General features: G+C 61.1%; 19 protein-coding genes. 14 read left to right on the forward strand and 5 right to left on the reverse strand.

Annotation, left to right across the window (positions count from 1 at the left end):
* The first annotated feature begins 11 nt into the window (after positions 1–11).
* Entirely contained in the window at positions 12–917 is a 906-nt protein-coding gene (gene argB, locus NE357_RS28235) for an acetylglutamate kinase (RefSeq protein WP_003229488.1), read from the forward strand.
* A gap of 70 nt (positions 918–987) precedes the next feature.
* On the opposite strand, the gene pyrE is transcribed toward argB, so the two are convergent.
* Positions 988–1,632, reverse strand: coding sequence for an orotate phosphoribosyltransferase (gene pyrE / locus NE357_RS28240; protein ID WP_169432456.1), 645 nt, complete (start codon positions 1,630–1,632; stop codon positions 988–990).
* An 82-nt stretch (positions 1,633–1,714) separates the two neighbouring features.
* Between pyrE and NE357_RS28245 the strand changes: the two genes are divergently transcribed.
* The gene (locus tag NE357_RS28245; RefSeq protein WP_169432457.1) at positions 1,715–2,494 is read left to right on the forward strand and encodes an exodeoxyribonuclease III; all 780 of its coding nucleotides are present in this window, start codon (positions 1,715–1,717) and stop codon (positions 2,492–2,494) included.
* Positions 2,495–2,557: 63 nt separating this feature from the next.
* On the opposite strand, the gene NE357_RS28250 is transcribed toward NE357_RS28245, so the two are convergent.
* Together NE357_RS28250 and rph are read right to left on the reverse strand one after the other, a co-directional pair.
* On the reverse strand, positions 2,558–2,926 hold the full coding sequence (locus NE357_RS28250) for a DUF4870 domain-containing protein (RefSeq protein ID WP_169432458.1): 369 nt from the start codon (positions 2,924–2,926) through the stop codon (positions 2,558–2,560).
* Positions 2,927–2,955: 29 nt separating this feature from the next.
* The gene (rph, locus tag NE357_RS28255) at positions 2,956–3,678 is read right to left on the reverse strand and encodes a ribonuclease PH (RefSeq protein WP_169432459.1); all 723 of its coding nucleotides are present in this window, start codon (positions 3,676–3,678) and stop codon (positions 2,956–2,958) included.
* 268 nt (positions 3,679–3,946) lie between these two features.
* Here rph and NE357_RS28260 point away from each other — a divergent pair, with 268 nt between their 5' ends.
* The 6 genes from NE357_RS28260 (at position 3,947) to NE357_RS28285 (ending at position 9,255) form a co-directional block, all read left to right on the forward strand.
* Positions 3,947–4,810 (forward strand): YicC/YloC family endoribonuclease, encoded by an 864-nt coding sequence (locus tag NE357_RS28260; RefSeq protein ID WP_169432460.1) that lies wholly within the window; start codon positions 3,947–3,949, stop codon positions 4,808–4,810.
* A 10-nt stretch (positions 4,811–4,820) separates the two neighbouring features.
* Complete coding sequence (gmk, locus tag NE357_RS28265; RefSeq protein WP_169432461.1) at positions 4,821–5,441, forward strand: guanylate kinase; 621 nt, start codon at positions 4,821–4,823, stop codon at positions 5,439–5,441.
* Positions 5,442–5,609: 168 nt separating this feature from the next.
* On the forward strand, positions 5,610–5,873 hold the full coding sequence (rpoZ, locus tag NE357_RS28270; protein ID WP_003229503.1) for a DNA-directed RNA polymerase subunit omega: 264 nt from the start codon (positions 5,610–5,612) through the stop codon (positions 5,871–5,873).
* 57 nt (positions 5,874–5,930) lie between these two features.
* Positions 5,931–8,036 carry a bifunctional GTP diphosphokinase/guanosine-3',5'-bis pyrophosphate 3'-pyrophosphohydrolase gene (spoT, locus tag NE357_RS28275; RefSeq protein ID WP_007954439.1) on the forward strand — a complete coding sequence of 702 codons (2,106 nt, stop codon included), beginning with the start codon at positions 5,931–5,933 and terminating at the stop codon, positions 8,034–8,036.
* A 24-nt stretch (positions 8,037–8,060) separates the two neighbouring features.
* Positions 8,061–8,441 carry a RidA family protein gene (locus NE357_RS28280; RefSeq protein WP_014340863.1) on the forward strand — a complete coding sequence of 127 codons (381 nt, stop codon included), beginning with the start codon at positions 8,061–8,063 and terminating at the stop codon, positions 8,439–8,441.
* Positions 8,442–8,514: 73 nt separating this feature from the next.
* The gene (locus NE357_RS28285) at positions 8,515–9,255 is read left to right on the forward strand and encodes a hypothetical protein (protein WP_169432462.1); all 741 of its coding nucleotides are present in this window, start codon (positions 8,515–8,517) and stop codon (positions 9,253–9,255) included.
* A gap of 137 nt (positions 9,256–9,392) precedes the next feature.
* Here NE357_RS28285 and NE357_RS28290 read toward each other — a convergent pair whose 3' ends face one another.
* A complete protein-coding gene (locus NE357_RS28290) occupies positions 9,393–10,250 on the reverse strand; it encodes an SDR family oxidoreductase (protein ID WP_169432463.1) in 858 nt (285 codons plus the stop codon).
* Between the two features lie 188 nt (positions 10,251–10,438).
* Here NE357_RS28290 and exbB point away from each other — a divergent pair, with 188 nt between their 5' ends.
* The 6 genes from exbB (at position 10,439) to NE357_RS28320 (ending at position 17,247) form a co-directional block, all read left to right on the forward strand.
* Positions 10,439–11,392 carry a tonB-system energizer ExbB gene (gene exbB / locus NE357_RS28295; protein WP_169432464.1) on the forward strand — a complete coding sequence of 318 codons (954 nt, stop codon included), beginning with the start codon at positions 10,439–10,441 and terminating at the stop codon, positions 11,390–11,392.
* 6 nt (positions 11,393–11,398) lie between these two features.
* Positions 11,399–11,827, forward strand: a complete 429-nt coding sequence (exbD, locus tag NE357_RS28300) for a TonB system transport protein ExbD (protein ID WP_169432465.1) — start codon at positions 11,399–11,401, stop codon at positions 11,825–11,827.
* A complete protein-coding gene (locus NE357_RS28305; protein WP_169432466.1) occupies positions 11,824–12,573 on the forward strand; it encodes an energy transducer TonB family protein in 750 nt (249 codons plus the stop codon). Before exbD ends, NE357_RS28305 begins: the two co-directional genes overlap by 4 nt.
* Before the next feature lie 179 nt (positions 12,574–12,752).
* Entirely contained in the window at positions 12,753–13,682 is a 930-nt protein-coding gene (locus tag NE357_RS28310) for a hydrogen peroxide-inducible genes activator (protein WP_007954418.1), read from the forward strand.
* Between the two features lie 9 nt (positions 13,683–13,691).
* Positions 13,692–15,767, forward strand: a complete 2,076-nt coding sequence (gene recG, locus NE357_RS28315; protein ID WP_011336566.1) for an ATP-dependent DNA helicase RecG — start codon at positions 13,692–13,694, stop codon at positions 15,765–15,767.
* Positions 15,768–15,846: 79 nt separating this feature from the next.
* Positions 15,847–17,247: an aminoacyl-tRNA deacylase and HDOD domain-containing protein gene (locus tag NE357_RS28320; RefSeq protein WP_169432467.1), complete on the forward strand. Its 1,401-nt coding sequence runs from the start codon at positions 15,847–15,849 to the stop codon at positions 17,245–17,247.
* 59 nt (positions 17,248–17,306) lie between these two features.
* Here the strand turns inward: NE357_RS28320 and NE357_RS28325 are convergent, their stop codons facing one another.
* Positions 17,307–18,635, reverse strand: a complete 1,329-nt coding sequence (locus NE357_RS28325; RefSeq protein WP_169432468.1) for a hypothetical protein — start codon at positions 18,633–18,635, stop codon at positions 17,307–17,309.
* Positions 18,636–18,681 lie beyond the last annotated feature (46 nt).

Genomic DNA, 18,681 nt, shown 5'->3' on the forward strand with positions numbered 1-18,681 from the left:
CGGAGCCCTGAATGACCCTCGAACGCGAAGCCGCCGCCCACACCGCCCAGGTCCTGTCCGAAGCGCTGCCTTACATCCGACGTTATGTCGGCAAGACCCTGGTGATCAAATACGGCGGCAACGCGATGGAAAGCGAGGAGCTGAAAACCGGCTTCGCCCGCGACATCGTGCTGATGAAGGCCGTTGGCATCAACCCGGTGGTCGTGCACGGCGGTGGCCCGCAGATCGGTGATCTGCTCAAGCGCCTGTCGATCGAAAGCCACTTCGTCGACGGCATGCGCGTCACCGACGCCGCGACCATGGACGTGGTGGAAATGGTCCTCGGTGGTCAGGTGAACAAAAGCATCGTCAATCTGATCAACCGCCACGGCGGCAGCGCCATCGGCCTGACCGGTAAAGACGCCGGGCTGATTCGGGCGAAGAAGCTCACTGTCACCCGTCAAACGCCGGAGATGACCCAGCCGGAAATCATCGACATCGGCCAGGTGGGCGAAGTGGTCGGGATCAACACCGAACTGCTGAACCTGCTGGTCAAAGGCAACTTCATCCCGGTGATCGCGCCGATCGGCGTGGGTGAGAACGGCGAGTCGTACAACATCAACGCTGACCTGGTGGCCGGTAAAGTCGCCGAAGCGCTGAAAGCCGAGAAGCTGATGCTGCTGACCAACATCGCCGGCCTGATGGACAAGTCGGGCACCGTGCTGACCGGCCTGAGCACCCAGCAGGTCGATGACCTGATCGCCGACGGCACCATCTACGGCGGCATGCTGCCGAAGATCCGCTGTGCACTGGAAGCGGTTCAGGGTGGTGTCGGCAGCTCGCTGATCATCGACGGCCGTGTACCGAACGCGATCCTGCTGGAAATCTTCACCGACACCGGTGTGGGTACGCTGATCAGTAATCGCAAGCGCCCATAAGCGCTCGCGCAAACAAAAAGACCCCGCTCAGCCTGGCTGAGCGGGGTCTTTTTTTGCCCTGAAGACGCGATCAGACGCCGAACTGGGCGCGATAGGCTTCAACGGCTGGCAGGTGCTGCTTGAGCTGCGGATCGTCAGCCAGGAATTCCAGCACCTGGTTCAGCGACACGATGCTGATGACCGGGATACCGAAATCACGCTCGACTTCCTGGATTGCCGACAACTCGCCGTTGCCGCGCTCCTGACGGTTCAGGGCGATCAGCACCCCGGCAGCCTTGGCGCCGTCCTGGGAAGCGATGATCTGCATCACTTCACGGATCGCGGTGCCGGCGGTGATCACGTCGTCGATGATCAGCACGTCGCCGGTCAGCGGTGCGCCGACCAGGCTGCCACCTTCGCCGTGGGCCTTGGCTTCCTTGCGGTTGAAGCACCATGGCAAGTCACGGTTGTGGTGCTCGGCCAGCGCCACGGCAGTGGTTGCTGCCAGCGGAATGCCTTTGTAGGCCGGGCCGAACAGTACGTCGAAAGAAATGCCGCTTTCGGCGATGGCTGCCGCGTAGAAACGCCCCAGCTGCGCCAGGGCCGAGCCCGTGTTGAACAGGCCGGCATTGAAGAAGTAAGGACTGGTGCGCCCGGACTTCAGGGTGAACTCACCGAAGCGCAAAACGCCGCGATCGATGGCAAAACGAATGAAATCGCGCTGATACGCTTGCATGAAAAAAACCCCAAATACCACGGATTTAGCTAATTAGCTTGACGCCGTGTATCATACACGCACGCGATTTTTGGGGCCATTTATGCGGATCATCAGTGTGAACGTCAATGGTATTCAGGCTGCAGTCGAGCGTGGTTTGCTCAGTTGGCTGCAGGCACAGAATGCCGACGTCATCTGCCTGCAGGACACCCGTGCCTCCGCCTTTGAACTGGATGACCCAGCCTTCCAACTGGATGGCTACTTCCTTTATGCCTGCGATGCTGAAGTCCCTGCCCAAGGCGGCGTGGCTTTGTATTCGCGGTTGCAACCGAAGGCTGTCATCAGCGGTCTCGGTTTCGAGACGGCCGACCGCTACGGGCGCTACCTGCAAGCAGATTTCGACAAAGTCAGTATTGCCACCTTGCTGCTTCCTTCGGGGATGAACGGCGATGAGGACTTGAACCAGAAGTTCAAGCTCATGGACGACTTCGGCAAGTACCTGGACAAACAGCGGCGCAAACGTCGCGAGTACATTTATTGTGGCTCGCTGTACGTCGCGCAGCAGAAGCTCGACATCAAGAACTGGCGCGACAGCCAGCAATCCCCGGGCTTCCTGGCGCCGGAACGCGCCTGGATGGACGAGATTGTCGGCAACATGGGCTACGTAGACGCCCTGCGCGAAGTCAGCCGCGAAGGCGACCAGTACAGCTGGTGGCCGGACAACGAACAGGCCGAGATGCTGAATCTGGGCTGGCGCTTCGACTATCAGATCCTGACCCCGGGCCTGCGACGCGTCGTGCGCAGCGCACGCCTGCCACGTCAGCCACGGTTCTCGCAGCACGCGCCGCTGATCGTGGACTACGACTGGACGCTGACTATCTAAGCGGCCTTTCGCAGACACAAAAAAACCGACGTCACTGTCGGTTTTTTTGTGGGCGATCGTTCATTATTTGATCAACCGCCAAGTGAACGGATAGCGATACGGGAAACCTTCGTTGGCCTTCACCCCACCGATGATCGTCAGCACCAGCGCTGCAATGGCCAGCAGACCGAACAGCACGAACCCGATCAGCAACAGCATCAGCACGAAACAGATCATCGAAGCGATCGCCACGGTGATCTGGAAATTCAGTGCTTCTTTACCCTGGGCGTCGATGAAAGGATCAGTCTCGCGCTTCATCTGCCACAGGATCAACGGCCCGATCAGCGTACCGAACGGAATCCAGATCCCCAGCAAGGCGGACAAGTGACAAAACATCGCCCATTGGCGAACCTCCTGGCTCGGCTTGGGTAGCAGCTCTTGCTCATCACTCATCGCGTCCTCCTTGCGGGTTGCGAACCTGCTCAGTCGGCCAGTGCAGCCTGTTGCAGTTCGAAGATCTCATTCATGCCTTTCTTGGCCAGTTCCAGCATCGCGGTCAGCTCTTCAGGCTGGAACGGCGCGCCTTCGGCGGTGCCCTGCACTTCGATGAAGCCGCCGGTGCTGGTCATCACTACGTTCAGGTCAGTCTCTGCGGCGGAGTCTTCAAGATAGTCCAGATCCAGCACCGGCTCGCCCTGGTACATGCCCACGGAAACGGCACCGATCATTTGCTTGAGCGGGTCGCCGCCCTTCAGGCCGCCGCGCTTCTTGATCACTTTCAGGGCATCGACCAGCGCAACCATGGCGCCGGTGATCGACGCGGTGCGGGTACCGCCGTCGGCCTGGATCACGTCGCAGTCGACGTACAGGGTGACGTCGCCCAGCTTGGACATGTCCAGCGCAGCGCGCAGGGAACGGCCGATCAGGCGCTGGATCTCCAGGGTACGGCCACCCTGCTTGCCACGGCTCGCCTCACGCTGGTTACGCTCGCCGGTGGCACGGGGCAGCATGCCGTATTCGGCGGTCAGCCAACCCTGGCCCTGACCTTTGAGGAAACGCGGTACGCCGTTTTCGACGCTGACGGTGCAGATGACTTTGGTATCACCGAATTCGACCAGTACCGATCCCTCGGCGTGCTTGGTGTAGTTGCGGGTAATGCGGATCGAGCGGAGCTGATCGGCAGCGCGACCACTTGGACGTTTCATAGGAGATACCTGTACTGGGGACGGAAAACTGCGGAGCATTATAGAGCCGCGCACCGCGCCTGGGCACTCGTTAAAAAATCCGGCCGACGACCGAAAGCCCTGAAACGCGCTTTGCCGACGGCCTGCAGCCCTTTGTCACACCGTGTGTTTGGGCGCATCCGCCGCACTGCGCTACAATCCTGCGCCTTTGCTGCCAGTCGGCTTAAATTCATTGATATCGAGCTGCGGAGCTTCAATTCGCGCCGATCTGTATCGCGAGGTCACCGCCATGGTGCACAGCATGACCGCCTTCGCCCGCGTCGAGAAAGCCGGCGTTCAGGGCACCCTGAGCTGGGAACTGCGCTCGGTCAACAGCCGCTACCTGGAACCCCACCTGCGCCTGCCGGAGTCGTTTCGCGACCTCGAAGGCGCTGTCCGCGAAGCCCTGCGTCAGGGCCTGTCGCGCGGCAAACTGGAATGCACCCTGCGCTTCACCGAGGAAAGTACCGGCAAGCCACTGCAAGTGGATCGCGAACGCGCCGCGCAGCTGGTCGCCGCTGCCGAAACCGTCGCCGGCCTGATCAAGAACCCGGCCGCGCTGAACCCGCTGGAAGTGCTGGCCTGGCCGGGCGTGCTGGTGGCCGATGCGAGCGATCCACAAGCCCTTAACGCCGAAGCGCTGGAGCTGTTCAATCAAGGCCTGAAGGAGCTGAAGTCCGGCCGCGAGCGCGAAGGCGCGGAGCTGGCACGCCTGATCAACGATCGCCTGACCTCCATCGAGGAAGACGTGGTGACGCTGCGCGAACTGGTTCCGCAGATGCTCGCCACCCAGCGCCAGAAGGTCCTCGACCGCTTCGCCGACATGAAGGCCGAGATGGACCCGCAGCGCCTGGAACAGGAAATGGTGATGCTCGCGCAAAAGAGCGACGTGGCCGAAGAACTGGATCGCCTGAGCACTCACATCATCGAAGTTCGCCGGGTCCTGAAGTCCGGCGGTGCCGCCGGTCGGCGCCTGGACTTCCTGATGCAGGAACTCAACCGCGAAGCCAACACACTGGGCTCCAAGGCCTTCGACCCGCGCAGCACCCAGGCGGCGGTCAACCTCAAGGTGTTGATCGAGCAGATGCGCGAACAAGTGCAGAATATTGAGTAAGGCAACAGACATGACCCACAGCACCGGCACCCTGTACATCATTTCCGCCCCTTCGGGCGCGGGCAAGAGCAGTCTGGTCAAGGCCCTGACAGACACCAACCCGGACATTCGCGTCTCGATTTCCCACACTACCCGTGCCATGCGCCCGGGCGAGGTGGACGGAGTGAACTACCACTTCGTAAGCCGCGAAGAGTTCGTGAAGATGGGCGAGCACGGCGATTTCCTTGAACGCGCGGAAGTCTTCGGCAACTTTTACGGCACCTCGCAAAGTCGTCTGCAGCAGACCCTGGACGAAGGTCACGACCTGATTCTGGAAATCGACTGGCAAGGCGCCGAGCAAGTGCGCAAGCTGATGCCCCAGGCACGCTCGATCTTCATTCTGCCGCCATCGCTTCAGGCCCTGCACCAGCGCCTGACCAACCGTGGCCAGGACAGCGACGAAATCATCGACGGCCGGATGCGCGAAGCCGTCAGCGAGATGAGCCACTACGTTGAGTACGATTACCTGATCATCAACGACGATTTCGCCCACGCGCTGGATGATCTGAAAGCGATTTTTCGCGCCAATCAGCTGCAACAGAAACGCCAACAAGTGCGTTTCGGCAGATTGCTGGCTGAATTGCTGGGCTGAAACAGCACTTCCCAAAACCGCTGCAAGGGCTTTACATTGGTGCTTGCGGCGCGTTGAAGAGCCTGGTCAAAAAATCAGCGCTTCCCTAATCGCTGGTGATTTTTTAAACTGTTGAGTCCGCTCGCCCAACCGGGCAGCGCGCATATTGCATTCGCTCCGAGGAATACCATGGCCCGCGTAACCGTTGAAGACTGCCTAGAACACGTGGAAAACCGCTTTGAGCTGGTCATGCTCTCTACCAAGCGTGCCCGTCAACTGGCCACCGGCGGCAAAGAGCCCCTGGTTCAGTGGGAAAACGACAAACCGACCGTAGTTGCGCTGCGTGAAATCGCTGAAGGCCTGATGAGCTACGAGTTCATCGCCGAGCAGGAAATCGTCCACGAAGACCCGGTCTTCGCTGCGTTCGAGGACGAGTCCAACGAGGCCGTCTAAGCCTATGCCTGGTCGACGTAGCACGGCGCGGGATCACAGCTTGCGGCAGGAGACATCATGCCGAGCATAGACGCCCTCGCCGATCGCTTATCGACCTACCTCGGCAACGACCAGGTCAACCTGGTCCGCCGAGCGTATTTCTACGCCGAACAAGCCCACGACGGCCAACGCCGCCGTAGCGGCGAGGCGTACGTCACGCATCCTCTTGCCGTGGCGAATATTCTTGCCGACATGCACATGGACCATCAGAGCCTGATGGCCGCGATGCTGCATGACGTGATCGAAGACACCGGTATCGCCAAGGAAGCGCTGCAAGCGCAGTTCGGTGAAACCGTGGCCGAACTGGTCGACGGGGTCAGCAAACTGACCCAGATGAATTTCGAGACCAAGGCCGAAGCCCAGGCTGAAAACTTCCAGAAAATGGCCATGGCCATGGCACGCGACATCCGCGTGATCCTGGTCAAGCTCGCCGACCGCCTGCACAACATGCGCACGCTGGAAGTGCTGTCCGGCGAAAAACGCCGGCGCATCGCCAAGGAAACCCTGGAGATCTATGCACCCATCGCCAATCGGCTGGGCATGCACGCGATCCGTATCGAGTTCGAAGACCTCGGCTTCAAGGCCATGCACCCGATGCGTTCCGCGCGGATCTACCAGGCCGTCAAACGCGCCCGGGGCAACCGCAAGGAAATCGTCAACAAGATCGAGGAATCCCTTGGCCACTGCCTCGCCATCGACGGCATCCAGGGTGAAGTCAGCGGTCGCCAGAAACACCTCTACGGCATCTACAAGAAAATGCGCGGCAAGCGTCGGGCCTTTAACGAGATCATGGACGTCTACGCGTTCCGGATCATCGTCGACAAGGTCGATACCTGCTACCGCGTGCTGGGTGCTGTACATAATTTGTACAAACCGTTGCCGGGGCGCTTCAAGGATTACATCGCGATCCCCAAGGCCAACGGCTATCAGTCGCTGCACACCACACTGTTCGGCATGCACGGCGTGCCGATCGAAATCCAGATCCGCACCCGTGAAATGGAAGAGATGGCCAACAACGGCATCGCCGCCCATTGGCTGTACAAATCCAGCGGCGACGAGCAGCCCAAAGGCACCCATGCCCGGGCCCGTCAGTGGGTCAAGGGCGTGCTGGAAATGCAGCAACGTGCCGGCAACTCGCTGGAATTCATCGAGAGCGTGAAGATCGACCTGTTCCCGGACGAGGTCTACGTGTTCACGCCCAAAGGCCGGATCATGGAGCTGCCCAAAGGCTCCACGGCGGTCGACTTTGCCTACGCGGTGCACACCGACGTCGGCAACAGCTGCATCGCCTGCCGGATCAACCGTCGCCTCGCACCGCTCTCCGAACCGTTGCAAAGCGGCTCCACGGTCGAGATCGTCAGCGCCCCCGGCGCGCGGCCGAACCCGGCGTGGCTCAACTTCGTGGTCACCGGCAAGGCGCGGACCCACATCCGTCATGCGCTGAAACTGCAACGCCGCTCCGAATCCATCAGCCTCGGCGAACGCCTGCTGAACAAGGTGCTCAACGGCTTCGACAGCGCGCTGGAACAGATTCCGGCCGAACGCGTGAAGGCGATGCTCACCGAGTACCGCCTCGAACTGATCGAAGACTTGCTGGAAGACATCGGCCTGGGCAACCGCATGGCCTACGTCGTGGCCCGCCGCCTGCTCGGCGAAGGCGAACAACTGCCAAGCCCTGAAGGCCCGCTGGCGATTCGCGGCACCGAAGGTCTGGTGCTCAGCTACGCCAAATGCTGCACGCCGATCCCGGGCGACCCGATTGTCGGGCACCTGTCGGCGGGCAAAGGCATGGTCGTGCACCTGGACAACTGTCGCAACATCAGCGAAATCCGCCACAACCCGGAAAAATGCATCCAGCTCTCGTGGGCCAAGGATGTCACCGGTGAATTCAACGTCGAACTGCGCGTCGAGCTGGAACACCAGCGCGGCCTGATTGCCCTGCTGGCCAGCAGCGTCAACGCAGCCGACGGCAATATCGAGAAAATCAGCATGGACGAACGCGATGGCCGCATCAGCGTCGTCCAACTGGTGGTCAGCGTCCACGACCGTGTGCACCTGGCCCGCGTGATCAAGAAACTGCGCGCACTGACCGGCGTGATCCGCATCACCCGCATGCGTGCATAACTTAAACATTACAAGGAGTCATACATGACCAAGACCGTTATCACCAGCGACAAGGCCCCGGCCGCCATCGGTACTTATTCCCAGGCGATCAAGGCTGGCAACACTGTCTACATGTCGGGCCAGATCCCGTTGGACCCGAAAACCATGGAGCTGGTCGAAGGTTTCGAAGCCCAGACCGTCCAGGTCTTCGAGAACCTGAAAGCCGTGGCCGAAGCCGCCGGCGGTTCGTTCAAGGATATCGTCAAGCTGAACATCTTCCTCACCGACCTGAGCCACTTCGCCAAGGTCAACGAGATCATGGGCAAGTACTTCGACCAGCCGTACCCGGCGCGCGCCGCCATCGGCGTTGCTGCCCTGCCAAAGGGTGCGCAGGTTGAAATGGATGCCATTCTGGTCATCGAGTAATGCGCACGGCGCGGCCCTTCAAGGTCGCGCCGACTGCTCTGCGGTAAAGAAAAGGTTTTGAAAGGATTCCACCATGCGCAAAGCGCTTGCTCTCTCGCTGCTCGCCATTTTCCTCGGCGGTTGCGCCAGCAACCCTGCCGACCGTGACATCAGCGGCACCTGGATCAACCAGATCGCCATCGATGCCGCCGCCAAGGGCGGCCCCCTGCGTGAAGCGCTTCAGGCCTACGGCCCGAACCTGGAATGGGACATCAACACCAAGGCCAGTCAGGCCCGCTACACCAACGGTTTCGAAAACGTGGAAGGTCGTTTGCTCGGCGAACAGTCCGGCGCCTGGAAAGTCGATTTCTATGGCAGCTCGGCCAGCGAGCTGAAACGTGACGGCAGCCAGTTGCACCAGGCCGCCAGCGAAAATGAACCACAGCAGCTCTTCGACCGCGCGCAGATTCCGGTGCCGGAGGGCGCACCGATCGGCGCCAGCTTCGAACGGGCGCTGTATTCGGCCTACCTGGGCGGAAACTGGACAATCGCCAGCGGCCAGGGCGAAGGTGCCACGGTGCAATTCCAGGCCGACGGACAAGTCTCCGGCCTGCCGGGCGCCGACCGCTATGCCCTGTGCCTGGCGGGCGACTGCGCATCGATGAGCAGCGGCAACGACAGCATGTGGCTGCAACAGAACGGTCAGGGCAACAACTGGATCTTCGTGCGCAAAGGCAAGGAGCTTGAAATTTTGCAGGCCGTGAACACGGCACTGGCGGACGAACAACCGCAGTTCACCCCGGGTGAGCGCAAGTGGTTGCTCGAAAAACAGTAACTGCACCTGAGAACAGCATATAACCCTGTGGGAGCGGGCTTGCCCGCGATGAGGCCATAGCATTCAACATTTATGCTGACTGTTATGCCGCCATCGCGAGCAAGCTCGCTCCCACGATTATTTGTTGCGCTTGAGAATCAGCACTTGCCCTCTAGAATCGCGGCATACCCCTCACGATAACTCGGATACTTCGGCACCCAGCCCAGCGCCTTCGCACGGGCATTGCTGCAACGTTTGCTGCCGGTGCGACGCACGCTCTCGTCTTCCGACCATTCGGTGACACCCAGATACTCGCGCAGCCACGCCACCACCTCGGCCAACGGCTCCGGCGCGTCGTCCACGCCGATATAGATGTCATCCAGCGCCACGCCCTTGCGATCCGCGTCCAGCAGAAACGCCATCAACCCCGCCGCATCCTCGGCATGGATGCGATTGCCATACAGCGGCGGGTCGACCGCCACCCGATAACCCCGACGTACCTGGGTCAGCAGCCATTCACGGCCGGGGCCGTAAATGCCGGTCAGGCGCACGATGCTCGCAGGAATACCGCTGTTGAGCGCAACCTGCTCGGCCTCCAGCATCACCCGACCGGAATAACCCGCGGCAACGGTCTCGGATTTTTCATCGACCCATTCGCCGTTCTGCTGCCCGTAAACACTGCTGCTGGAAACGAACAGCAACCGCTCAGGCTCCTGACCGTAATCGTTCAGCCAACCCAGCACATGCTGCAACCCCTGCACATACGCCGCGCGATAACCGGCCTCATCGTGATCGGTGGCCGCCGCGCTATACACCAGGTAATCGATAGCACCCACCGGCCAGGTCTCGGGGCAATCCTCATTGAACAAGTCACCGGCGACACCGATAACGCCGTCCGGTAAACGTGAAATATTCCGGCGCAGGCCATACACCTGAAAGCCGGCAGCCAGCAATTGCGTGGCCAGACGGCTGCCGACATCACCGCAACCGGCGATCAAAACAGAGGGCGCGGACATCAAAAATCTCCCATCGGAAAGCGACAGACTAGCCTCGACAGGGGACGAGCGGCTAGCAATGAAGGAAAAAAAGCAACTCTATTACTTCTGTTAACAAGAATTACTTGCAATAATGCACGTCACTTTTGTTCTCGGCCTCACGAGGCCTGGAAGAGCATCACCGTTTTTCTATCTCAGGTCCGGCCAGCATGACACGCATTCAAAACCCCGCTTCGCCAACCAACCGACCTCGCGCCTGGAGCGCAGTGGCTGCCCTGCTCCTCAGCCTGATGCTGGCGCCGGCCGCCGCCTTCGCTGACGCACAAGCCCCGGCCGCACCAGCCGCCACCGAGCAGAGCGCTCCAGCCGCCGCACCTGCCGCGACCGTTCCGGTGCAGGCCGTAGACGCCAGCGCCGCCGACGCACCGGAAGTCCTCGAAGCCGACAACTCCCTGGGCATGGCCCACGACCTGTCGCCATGGGGCATGTACAAGAATGCCGACATCATCGTGAAAATCGTGATGATCGGTCTGGCCATCGCTTCAATCATTACCTGGACCATCTGGATTGCCAAAGGGTTCGAGCTGATGGGCGCCAAACGTCGCCTGCGTGGCGAAATCGCCGCCCTGAAGAAAGCCACCACCCTCAAGGAAGCCAGCACCACCGCAGCAAAAGAAGGCACCCTCGCCAACCTGCTGGTGCATGACGCCCTCGAAGAAATGCGCCTGTCGGCCAATTCCCGCGAGAAAGAAGGCATCAAGGAACGCGTCAGCTTCCGCCTCGAGCGTCTGGTGGCCGCCTGTGGCCGCAACATGAGCAGCGGCACCGGCGTGCTCGCCACCATCGGCTCCACCGCACCGTTCGTCGGCCTGTTCGGCACCGTGTGGGGCATCATGAACAGCTTCATCGGCATCGCCAAAACCCAGACCACCAACCTTGCTGTCGTAGCACCGGGTATCGCTGAGGCGCTGCTGGCTACCGCACTGGGTCTGGTGGCCGCGATTCCTGCCGTGGTCATCTACAACGTGTTCGCCCGCTCCATCGCCGGTTACAAGGCTCAGGTGTCCGATGCATCGGCAGAAGTCCTGCTGCTGGTCAGCCGCGACCTCGACCACCAGCCTGAGCGCAGCAGCTCGCAGCCGCACATGGTCAAAGTGGGGTAATCGGCCATGGGCCTGCATTTGAAAGAAGGCGCAGACGACGATCTGGCCGAGAACCACGAAATCAACGTCACGCCGTTCATCGACGTGATGCTGGTGCTGCTGATCATTTTCATGGTGGCCGCGCCACTGGCCACCGTAGACATCAAAGTCGACCTGCCCGCCTCGACCGCCAAACCGGCGCCGCGGCCGGAGAAACCGGTGTTCCTCAGCGTAAAGGCTGATCAGCGCCTGTACATCGGTGACGACGAAGTCAAAGCCGAAACCCTCGGCGCCATGCTCGACGCCAGGACTCAGGGCAAAAAAGACACCACCATCTTCTTCCAGGCCGACAAAGGCGTGGACTACGGCGACCTGATGAGCGTGATGGACAAGCTGCGCAGCGCCGGTTATCTGAAAGTCGGTCTGGTCGGCCTCGAGAGCGCAGTCAAGAAATGATCACGACGCGCCATAAGCTGACGCGTTACAGCGGTAGCCTGGCCGTGGTGCTGGGTGTGCATGCGCTGGCCATCGCGCTGGCGCTTAACTGGACCGCCCGCCCTCCCATCGAATTGCCGCCGCAGGCGATGATGGTCGAGCTGGCACCGGTTCCGGCCCCGCCACCGCCTGCACCGCCAAAAGTCGTCACGCCACCGCAGCCACCGGCTCCGGTTGAAGAACTGCCAATCCCGAAACTGGCCGAAGCACCCAAGGCAGAAATTGCCGTGCCCAAGCCCAAACCAAAACCCAAGCCAAAACCGCAACCGCCGAAGCCGATCGAGAAGAAACCGGAACCCGTGAAGGAAAAACCTTCCGAGGAAAAACCGGCAGAGCCTCAGCAGACCCAGGCACCAACGGAGAAATCCGCCCAGCCGGCACCAGGCCCGTCGCCAGCACAACTGGCGGCCAAGGCCAGCTGGCAGGGTGCGCTGCTCGCGCATCTGCAGAAGTACAAAAAGTACCCGGACAGCGCCAGGTCACGGAACAAGACCGGAACCAACCGCCTGCGTTTCGTGGTCGATGGCGAAGGCAATGTGCTGTCGTTCGAGCTGGTGGACCGCTCCGGCAACGCTGATCTGGACCGGGCCACCCTGGAAATGATCCGCCGTGCCCAGCCGCTGCCCAAACCGCCGGCGGACATGCTGAACAACGGCTCCATCGAAATTGTTGCGCCGTTTGTGTACTCGATCGAGAAGCGCCGCTGACGCACAACGCCCCCCCGTTGGAGTTGCACCGGACAGACAAAGGCACCTTTCGGTGCCTTTGTCATATCTGCAAACGGCAAACAGGCATTGTCCGGTGTGGCATTCATCACTCAGTCTGATAACGTGCGTCTATCGATTGCAGCCGGTATGCTTGGCCCGCATCTTCATGGACGCTTGCTATGACCCTCACAGAATTACGCTACATCGTTACCCTCGCCCAAGAGCAGCATTTCGGCCACGCGGCCGAGCGTTGCCACGTCAGCCAGCCGACCCTGTCGGTGGGTGTGAAAAAGCTTGAAGACGAACTCGGTGTGCTGATTTTCGAGCGCAGCAAAAGCGCCGTGCGCCTGACCCCGGTCGGTGAAGGCATCGTCGCCCAGGCGCAGAAAGTACTGGAGCAGGCCCAGGGCATCCGCGAACTGGCCCAGGCCGGCAAGAACCAGCTGACCGCCCCGCTGAAAGTCGGCGCGATCTACACCGTCGGCCCGTACCTGTTCCCACATCTGATTCCACAACTGCACCGGGTCGCCCCGCAGATGCCGTTGTACATCGAAGAAAACTTCACCCACGTGCTGCGCGACAAACTGCGCAACGGCGAACTGGACGCGATCATCATCGCCCTGCCGTTCAACGAAGCCGACGTGCTGACCCTGCAACTCTACGACGAGCCGTTCTACGTCCTGATGCCGGCCCAGCACCCGTGGACCCAGAAAGAGTCCATCGACGCCGCCCTGCTCAACGACAAGAGCCTGCTGCTGCTTGGTGAAGGCCACTGCTTCCGCGATCAGGTGCTGGAAGCCTGCCCGACCCTGACCAAGGGCAACGACGGCGCCAAGCACACCACGGTGGAATCCAGCTCGCTGGAAACCATTCGCCACATGGTCGCGTCCGGCCTGGGCATCTCGATCCTGCCGCTGTCGGCGGTGGACAGCCATCACTACGCTCCGGGCGTGATCGAAGTGCGTCCGTTGTCGGCACCGGTGCCATTCCGCACCGTGGCCATCGCCTGGCGCGCCAGCTTCCCGCGGCCGAAAGCCATCGAGATCCTCGCCGACTCCATTCGCCTGTGCTCGGTCGCCAAGCCAGCCGCACCGGTCACGGCCGGTTAAGCCAGCGTCATGACGGAGCTGTCGCAGGTCTCGGTCACCGCACTCAAGGGTGTCGGTGAAGCCATGGCCGAGAAACTGGCCAAGGTCGGCCTGGAAAACCTTCAGGACGTGCTGTTCCACCTGCCGCTGCGTTATCAGGATCGCACCCGCGTGGTGCCGATCGGCGCGTTGCGGCCGGGACAGGACGCCGTGGTCGAAGGTACCGTCAGCGGCGCCGACGTGGTCATGGGCCGGCGCCGCAGCCTCGTCGTGCGCTTGCAGGACGGCACCGGCGGACTGAGCCTGCGTTTCTACCATTTCAGCAACGCGCAGAAAGAAGGCCTCAAGCGCGGCACGCGGATTCGCTGCTACGGCGAAGCGCGGCCCGGCGCCTCGGGGCTGGAGATCTATCACCCGGAATACCGCGCCATCAACGGTGACGAACCGCCGCCGGTGGATGAAACCCTGACCCCGGTCTATCCGCTGACCGAAGGCTTGACCCAGGCCCGCCTGCGTCAGTTGTGCATGCAGACCCTGACCCTGCTCAAGCCGGCCACCCTGCCCGACTGGCTGCCGACCGAACTGGCTCGCGACTATCAACTGGCGCCGCTGGCCGACGCGATCCGCTACCTGCACAACCCGCCCGCCGATGCCGACGTCGACGAACTCGCCCTCGGTCATCACTGGGCCCAGCATCGTCTGGCCTTCGAAGAACTGCTGACCCATCAACTGTCCCAGCAGCGCCTGCGCGAGAGCATGCGCTCCCTGCGCGCACCGGCGATGCCGAAAGCCACGAAGCTGCCGGCGAAATACCTGGCCAACCTCGGCTTCAATCCGACCGGCGCTCAGCAACGAGTCGGCAACGAAATCGCCTACGACCTCAGCCAGCACGAACCGATGCTGCGGCTGATTCAGGGCGACGTCGGCGCGGGCAAAACCGTGGTCGCCGCCCTCGCTGCGCTGCAGGCGCTGGAGGCGGGTTATCAGGTCGCCCTGATGGCGCCGACCGAGATCCTCGCCGAACAGCACTTCATCACCTTCAAGCGCTGGCTCGAACCGCTGGGCATTGACGTGGCGTGGCTGGCCGGCAAGCTCAAGGGCAAGAACCGCGTCGCCGCGCTGGAGCAGATCGCCAGCGGCACGCCGATGGTGGTCGGCACCCACGCGCTGTTCCAGGACGAAGTGCAGTTCAAGAACCTCGCGCTGGTGATCATCGACGAACAACACCGCTTCGGCGTGCAGCAGCGTCTGGCGTTGCGGCAGAAAGGCGTCGGCGGGCGCATGTGCCCGCATCAATTGATCATGACCGCCACGCCGATTCCGCGGACGCTGGCGATGAGCGCCTACGCCGACCTCGACACCTCAATTCTCGACGAGCTGCCACCCGGCCGAACCCCGGTCAACACCGTGCTGGTCACCGACACCCGCCGCGTCGAAGTCATCGAGCGGGTGCGCAGTGCCTGCGCCGAGGGCCGTCAGGCCTATTGGGTGTGCACGCTGATTGAAGAGTCCGAAGAGCTGACCTGCCAGGCCGCCGAAACCACTTTCGAAGACCTGACCGCCGCCCTCGGCGAGCTGAAGGTCGGGCTGATCCACGGCCGCATGAAACCCGCCGAGAAAGCCGCCGTCATGGCCGAGTTCAAGGCCGGCAACCTGCAACTGCTGGTTGCCACCACCGTGATCGAAGTCGGCGTTGACGTACCCAACGCCAGCCTGATGATCATCGAAAACCCCGAGCGCCTGGGCCTTGCGCAACTGCACCAGTTGCGTGGCCGCGTCGGCCGAGGCAGCGCGGTCAGCCATTGCGTGCTGCTCTACCATCCGCCGCTGTCACAGATCGGCCGCCAGCGCCTGGGCATCATGCGCGAGACCAACGACGGTTTCGTCATCGCCGAAAAAGACCTCGAACTGCGCGGCCCCGGCGAGATGCTCGGCACCCGCCAGACCGGTCTGCTGCAATTCAAGGTCGCCGACCTGATGCGCGACGCCGATCTGCTGCCCGCCGTGCGCGATGCCGCCCAGGCCTTGCTTGAGCGCTGGCCTACCCACGTCAGCCCGTTGCTCGACCGCTGGCTGCGACACGGGCAGCAATACGGCCAAGTGTGAGCACCGTCGCAGTTTCTGACAGCTCGTTCCAACCAAGCTGGTTATACTCCAGCAATTGTTTCAAAAACGGATACAGACCATGACCGAAGCTGCTCTCGCCCCCGAATCCCCGCACGCTCCGTCTGTTATTCGGCTGCTGCTCAACAAGCTGGGCGTCGCCTACGAAGAGGTACTCGACCACCACGGCCTCAATGCTTCGCGCAAAGTGCAGGCCGTGTTGCTGGACGACGCGGTCGGTGCACTGATGGTGCTGTTTCCACAGAGCCAGTTGCTGGATCTCAACCGCCTCGCCGAGCTGACGGGCCGTCGCCTGACCGCCGTGTCCACCGAGCGCCTGGAAAAGATGCTCGGCAAACACAGCCTGAGCTTGCTGCCGGGCCTGCCGGCGCTGACCAGTTCGCCGTGCCTCTACGAAGAAAGCCTGCTGCGCGAGCCGAAGTTGCTGATCAACTCCGGCGAGCCGGGCCTGCTGCTGGAAATCGCCAGCGAAGACTTCAAGACCATGCTGACCAAGGCCAGCGCCGCCAACTTCGGCGAAGCCCTGAGCAGCATCCGCCCGAACCTCGACCGCCCGGACGATGACCGCGAGGAAATCACCCAGGCCGTGCAGGCGTTCACCGCGCGGCGCATCCAGCAGCGTCTGGAAGCGACCATCGAGATTCCGCCGCTGGCCGAAACCGCGCAAAAAATCATCAAGCTGCGCGTTGACCCGAACGCCACCATCGACGACATCACCGGCGTGGTCGAAACCGACCCGGCGCTGGCTGCGCAAGTGGTGAGCTGGGCGGCATCGCCGTACTACGCGTCGCCGGGCAAGATCCGTTCGGTGGAAGACGCAATCGTGCGCGTGCTGGGCTTCGATCTGGTGATCAACCTGGCGCTGGGCCTGGCCCTCGGCAAGACCCTGAGCCTGCCCAAGGATCACCCGCAGCACACCACGCCGTACTGGCAGCAGTCGATCTACACCGCCGCCGTCATCGAAGGCCTGACCCGCGCCATGCCGCGTGCCCAGCGCCCGGAATCCGGCCTGACCTACCTCGCCGGCCTGCTGCACAACTTCGGCTACCTGCTGCTGGCCCACGTGTTCCCGCCGCACTTCTCGCTGATCTGCCGCCACCTGGAGGTCAACCCGCACCTGTGCCACAGCTATGTCGAGCAACACCTGCTGGGCATCAGCCGCGAACAGATCGGCTCCTGGCTGATGCGCTACTGGGACATGCCGGAGGAACTGGCGACCGCCCTGCGCTTCCAGCACGACCCGAACTACGACGGCGCCTACGCCGAATACCCGAACCTCGTCTGCCTGGCCGTGCGCCTGCTGCGCAGCCGCGGGATCGGCTCCGGCCCGGATGAAGACATTCCGGATGCGCTGCTGGAACGCGTTGGCCTGAGCCGCGACAAGGCCAATGATGTGGTCAGCAAAGTGCTTGAGGCGGAAGTGCTGCTGCGCGAACTGGCTTCGCAGTTCAGCCAGGCCTAAAACTCAGCAGGCCCACTCCCACAGGGTTTCACAGCTTCTGTGGGAGCGAGCCTCTTTAACTATCCTTTCAACTTGATGACAAAGCTGCCATAAGGCAAGAGATGATCACGGCCTGCATGAAATGCACCGCTTACAAGAATGTCGCCATTCGGCAAGATTGCCATATCACGTGTAACTTCCAAATGACGAGGCTCGTTGAATCCATACCAGCCTTTGCCGTTGAACTCCGGATCCAGCGCAGCCGTTAATTTTAAACGCGCAATGACGGAATGCGTTTTATCAGTTAAAAAACTACCTGCAGTTGTACCCGAGACAGTTAGTGCACTATCTCCCACTCCACTAAACGCGCACCGCTCCCACTTCTCGCCCATAGGCTGTAACTTCGTATACAACGGTTTCCCTTCATTAAAAACCAGATTGGGCTTCCCATCGCGATTCAAGACAATAATCACGCCCTGCCCTTCTTCAAACCCTTCAGTACTGCCTCCGACAAGAGCAATCAAATCGTCGCGCTCCCTTATACTCATGTCGGCGATGGTCGGGCCAGGTAGCTTTAGCGTTCGAAATTGCTTATCAGGCGTTCCATCCGCGTGAAAACGTACCGCATAAGCCCCCCTTCCAGTATCAGAATAGAATGTGCCAAACAGCACCAAACCTCCGCCCCGCTGAGACCCCACGCCTCGACCTATGCTTTCCAAGCCGCTTCCAAGGTCAGCAATCGCATAGCCTACCTTATTGAAAGTTTTATCTAACCCACCAAGAGGAGTAACACGCACGACAACTCCCGCGCTAGACGCCGGGCTTTCTACAGTGCTGGCGAATACGATTTTTCCATCTGGCTGCTCAGCAAAAGAAAGCCGCGTTGCGGGGCTAGTCCGGTTACTTGCCTCATCGGGCAAGAGATCGTGTCGAGGTGCCGAATCTTTCTTGGGTTCCCATTTCTGACCTACTGTTGCGATCCCAAGATCAGAAATAGCAAGTACACCGCCCTTACCGAAACCATCTACCAAGGCACCACTCCTCGATAATCTAATGAGTATTTGACCACGAGTGAGTGTGTACGCCGATATCAAACAACCCCCATCCCTCAGAGGTCCAAGACCAATAACACCGACGTACTCATTAGGAAAAAATATTTTAGCAACGCCCCGGTTCCCATCACCGTACCCGGATCCATCATCAATCTGCCCTTGGCTGGTCATCCGTGCGACATAAATGAACTCACCTCCTTCCTGATTGTTCACAACTAGAAACTTGTTGTCTGCCAGCGCCATGAGACCACTGCAATCATTTCCAGGAAGTTCTCTTGTAGGCATCGTCAGCTTACCGCCAGTAGCAAAATCCGGATCCGGCTGACCAGGTTGAGTATTTTTCAGATTTCGATTCATTTTCATAAATCCTCAAGGTTGCATAGAAATTCTTCAACTTCGAACG

This window comes from Pseudomonas sp. G7(2022) (assembly GCF_052660475.1).

Coding starts and splice junctions, on each gene's coding strand:
- NE357_RS28325 (WP_169432468.1), bottom strand. CDS start 18,635: ATGAATCGAAATCTGAAAAATACTCAACCTGGTCAGCCGGATCCGGAT.
- NE357_RS28290 (WP_169432463.1), bottom strand. CDS start 10,250: ATGTCCGCGCCCTCTGTTTTGATCGCCGGTTGCGGTGATGTCGGCAGC.
- rph (WP_169432459.1), bottom strand. CDS start 3,678: ATGAAACGTCCAAGTGGTCGCGCTGCCGATCAGCTCCGCTCGATCCGC.
- NE357_RS28250 (WP_169432458.1), bottom strand. CDS start 2,926: ATGAGTGATGAGCAAGAGCTGCTACCCAAGCCGAGCCAGGAGGTTCGC.
- pyrE (WP_169432456.1), bottom strand. CDS start 1,632: ATGCAAGCGTATCAGCGCGATTTCATTCGTTTTGCCATCGATCGCGGC.
- NE357_RS28260 (WP_169432460.1), top strand. CDS start 3,947: ATGGTGCACAGCATGACCGCCTTCGCCCGCGTCGAGAAAGCCGGCGTT.
- argB (WP_003229488.1), top strand. CDS start 12: ATGACCCTCGAACGCGAAGCCGCCGCCCACACCGCCCAGGTCCTGTCC.
- exbB (WP_169432464.1), top strand. CDS start 10,439: ATGACACGCATTCAAAACCCCGCTTCGCCAACCAACCGACCTCGCGCC.
- spoT (WP_007954439.1), top strand. CDS start 5,931: ATGCCGAGCATAGACGCCCTCGCCGATCGCTTATCGACCTACCTCGGC.
- NE357_RS28320 (WP_169432467.1), top strand. CDS start 15,847: ATGACCGAAGCTGCTCTCGCCCCCGAATCCCCGCACGCTCCGTCTGTT.
- exbD (WP_169432465.1), top strand. CDS start 11,399: ATGGGCCTGCATTTGAAAGAAGGCGCAGACGACGATCTGGCCGAGAAC.
- gmk (WP_169432461.1), top strand. CDS start 4,821: ATGACCCACAGCACCGGCACCCTGTACATCATTTCCGCCCCTTCGGGC.
- NE357_RS28280 (WP_014340863.1), top strand. CDS start 8,061: ATGACCAAGACCGTTATCACCAGCGACAAGGCCCCGGCCGCCATCGGT.
- NE357_RS28245 (WP_169432457.1), top strand. CDS start 1,715: ATGCGGATCATCAGTGTGAACGTCAATGGTATTCAGGCTGCAGTCGAG.
- rpoZ (WP_003229503.1), top strand. CDS start 5,610: ATGGCCCGCGTAACCGTTGAAGACTGCCTAGAACACGTGGAAAACCGC.
- NE357_RS28305 (WP_169432466.1), top strand. CDS start 11,824: ATGATCACGACGCGCCATAAGCTGACGCGTTACAGCGGTAGCCTGGCC.
- recG (WP_011336566.1), top strand. CDS start 13,692: ATGACGGAGCTGTCGCAGGTCTCGGTCACCGCACTCAAGGGTGTCGGT.
- NE357_RS28310 (WP_007954418.1), top strand. CDS start 12,753: ATGACCCTCACAGAATTACGCTACATCGTTACCCTCGCCCAAGAGCAG.
- NE357_RS28285 (WP_169432462.1), top strand. CDS start 8,515: ATGCGCAAAGCGCTTGCTCTCTCGCTGCTCGCCATTTTCCTCGGCGGT.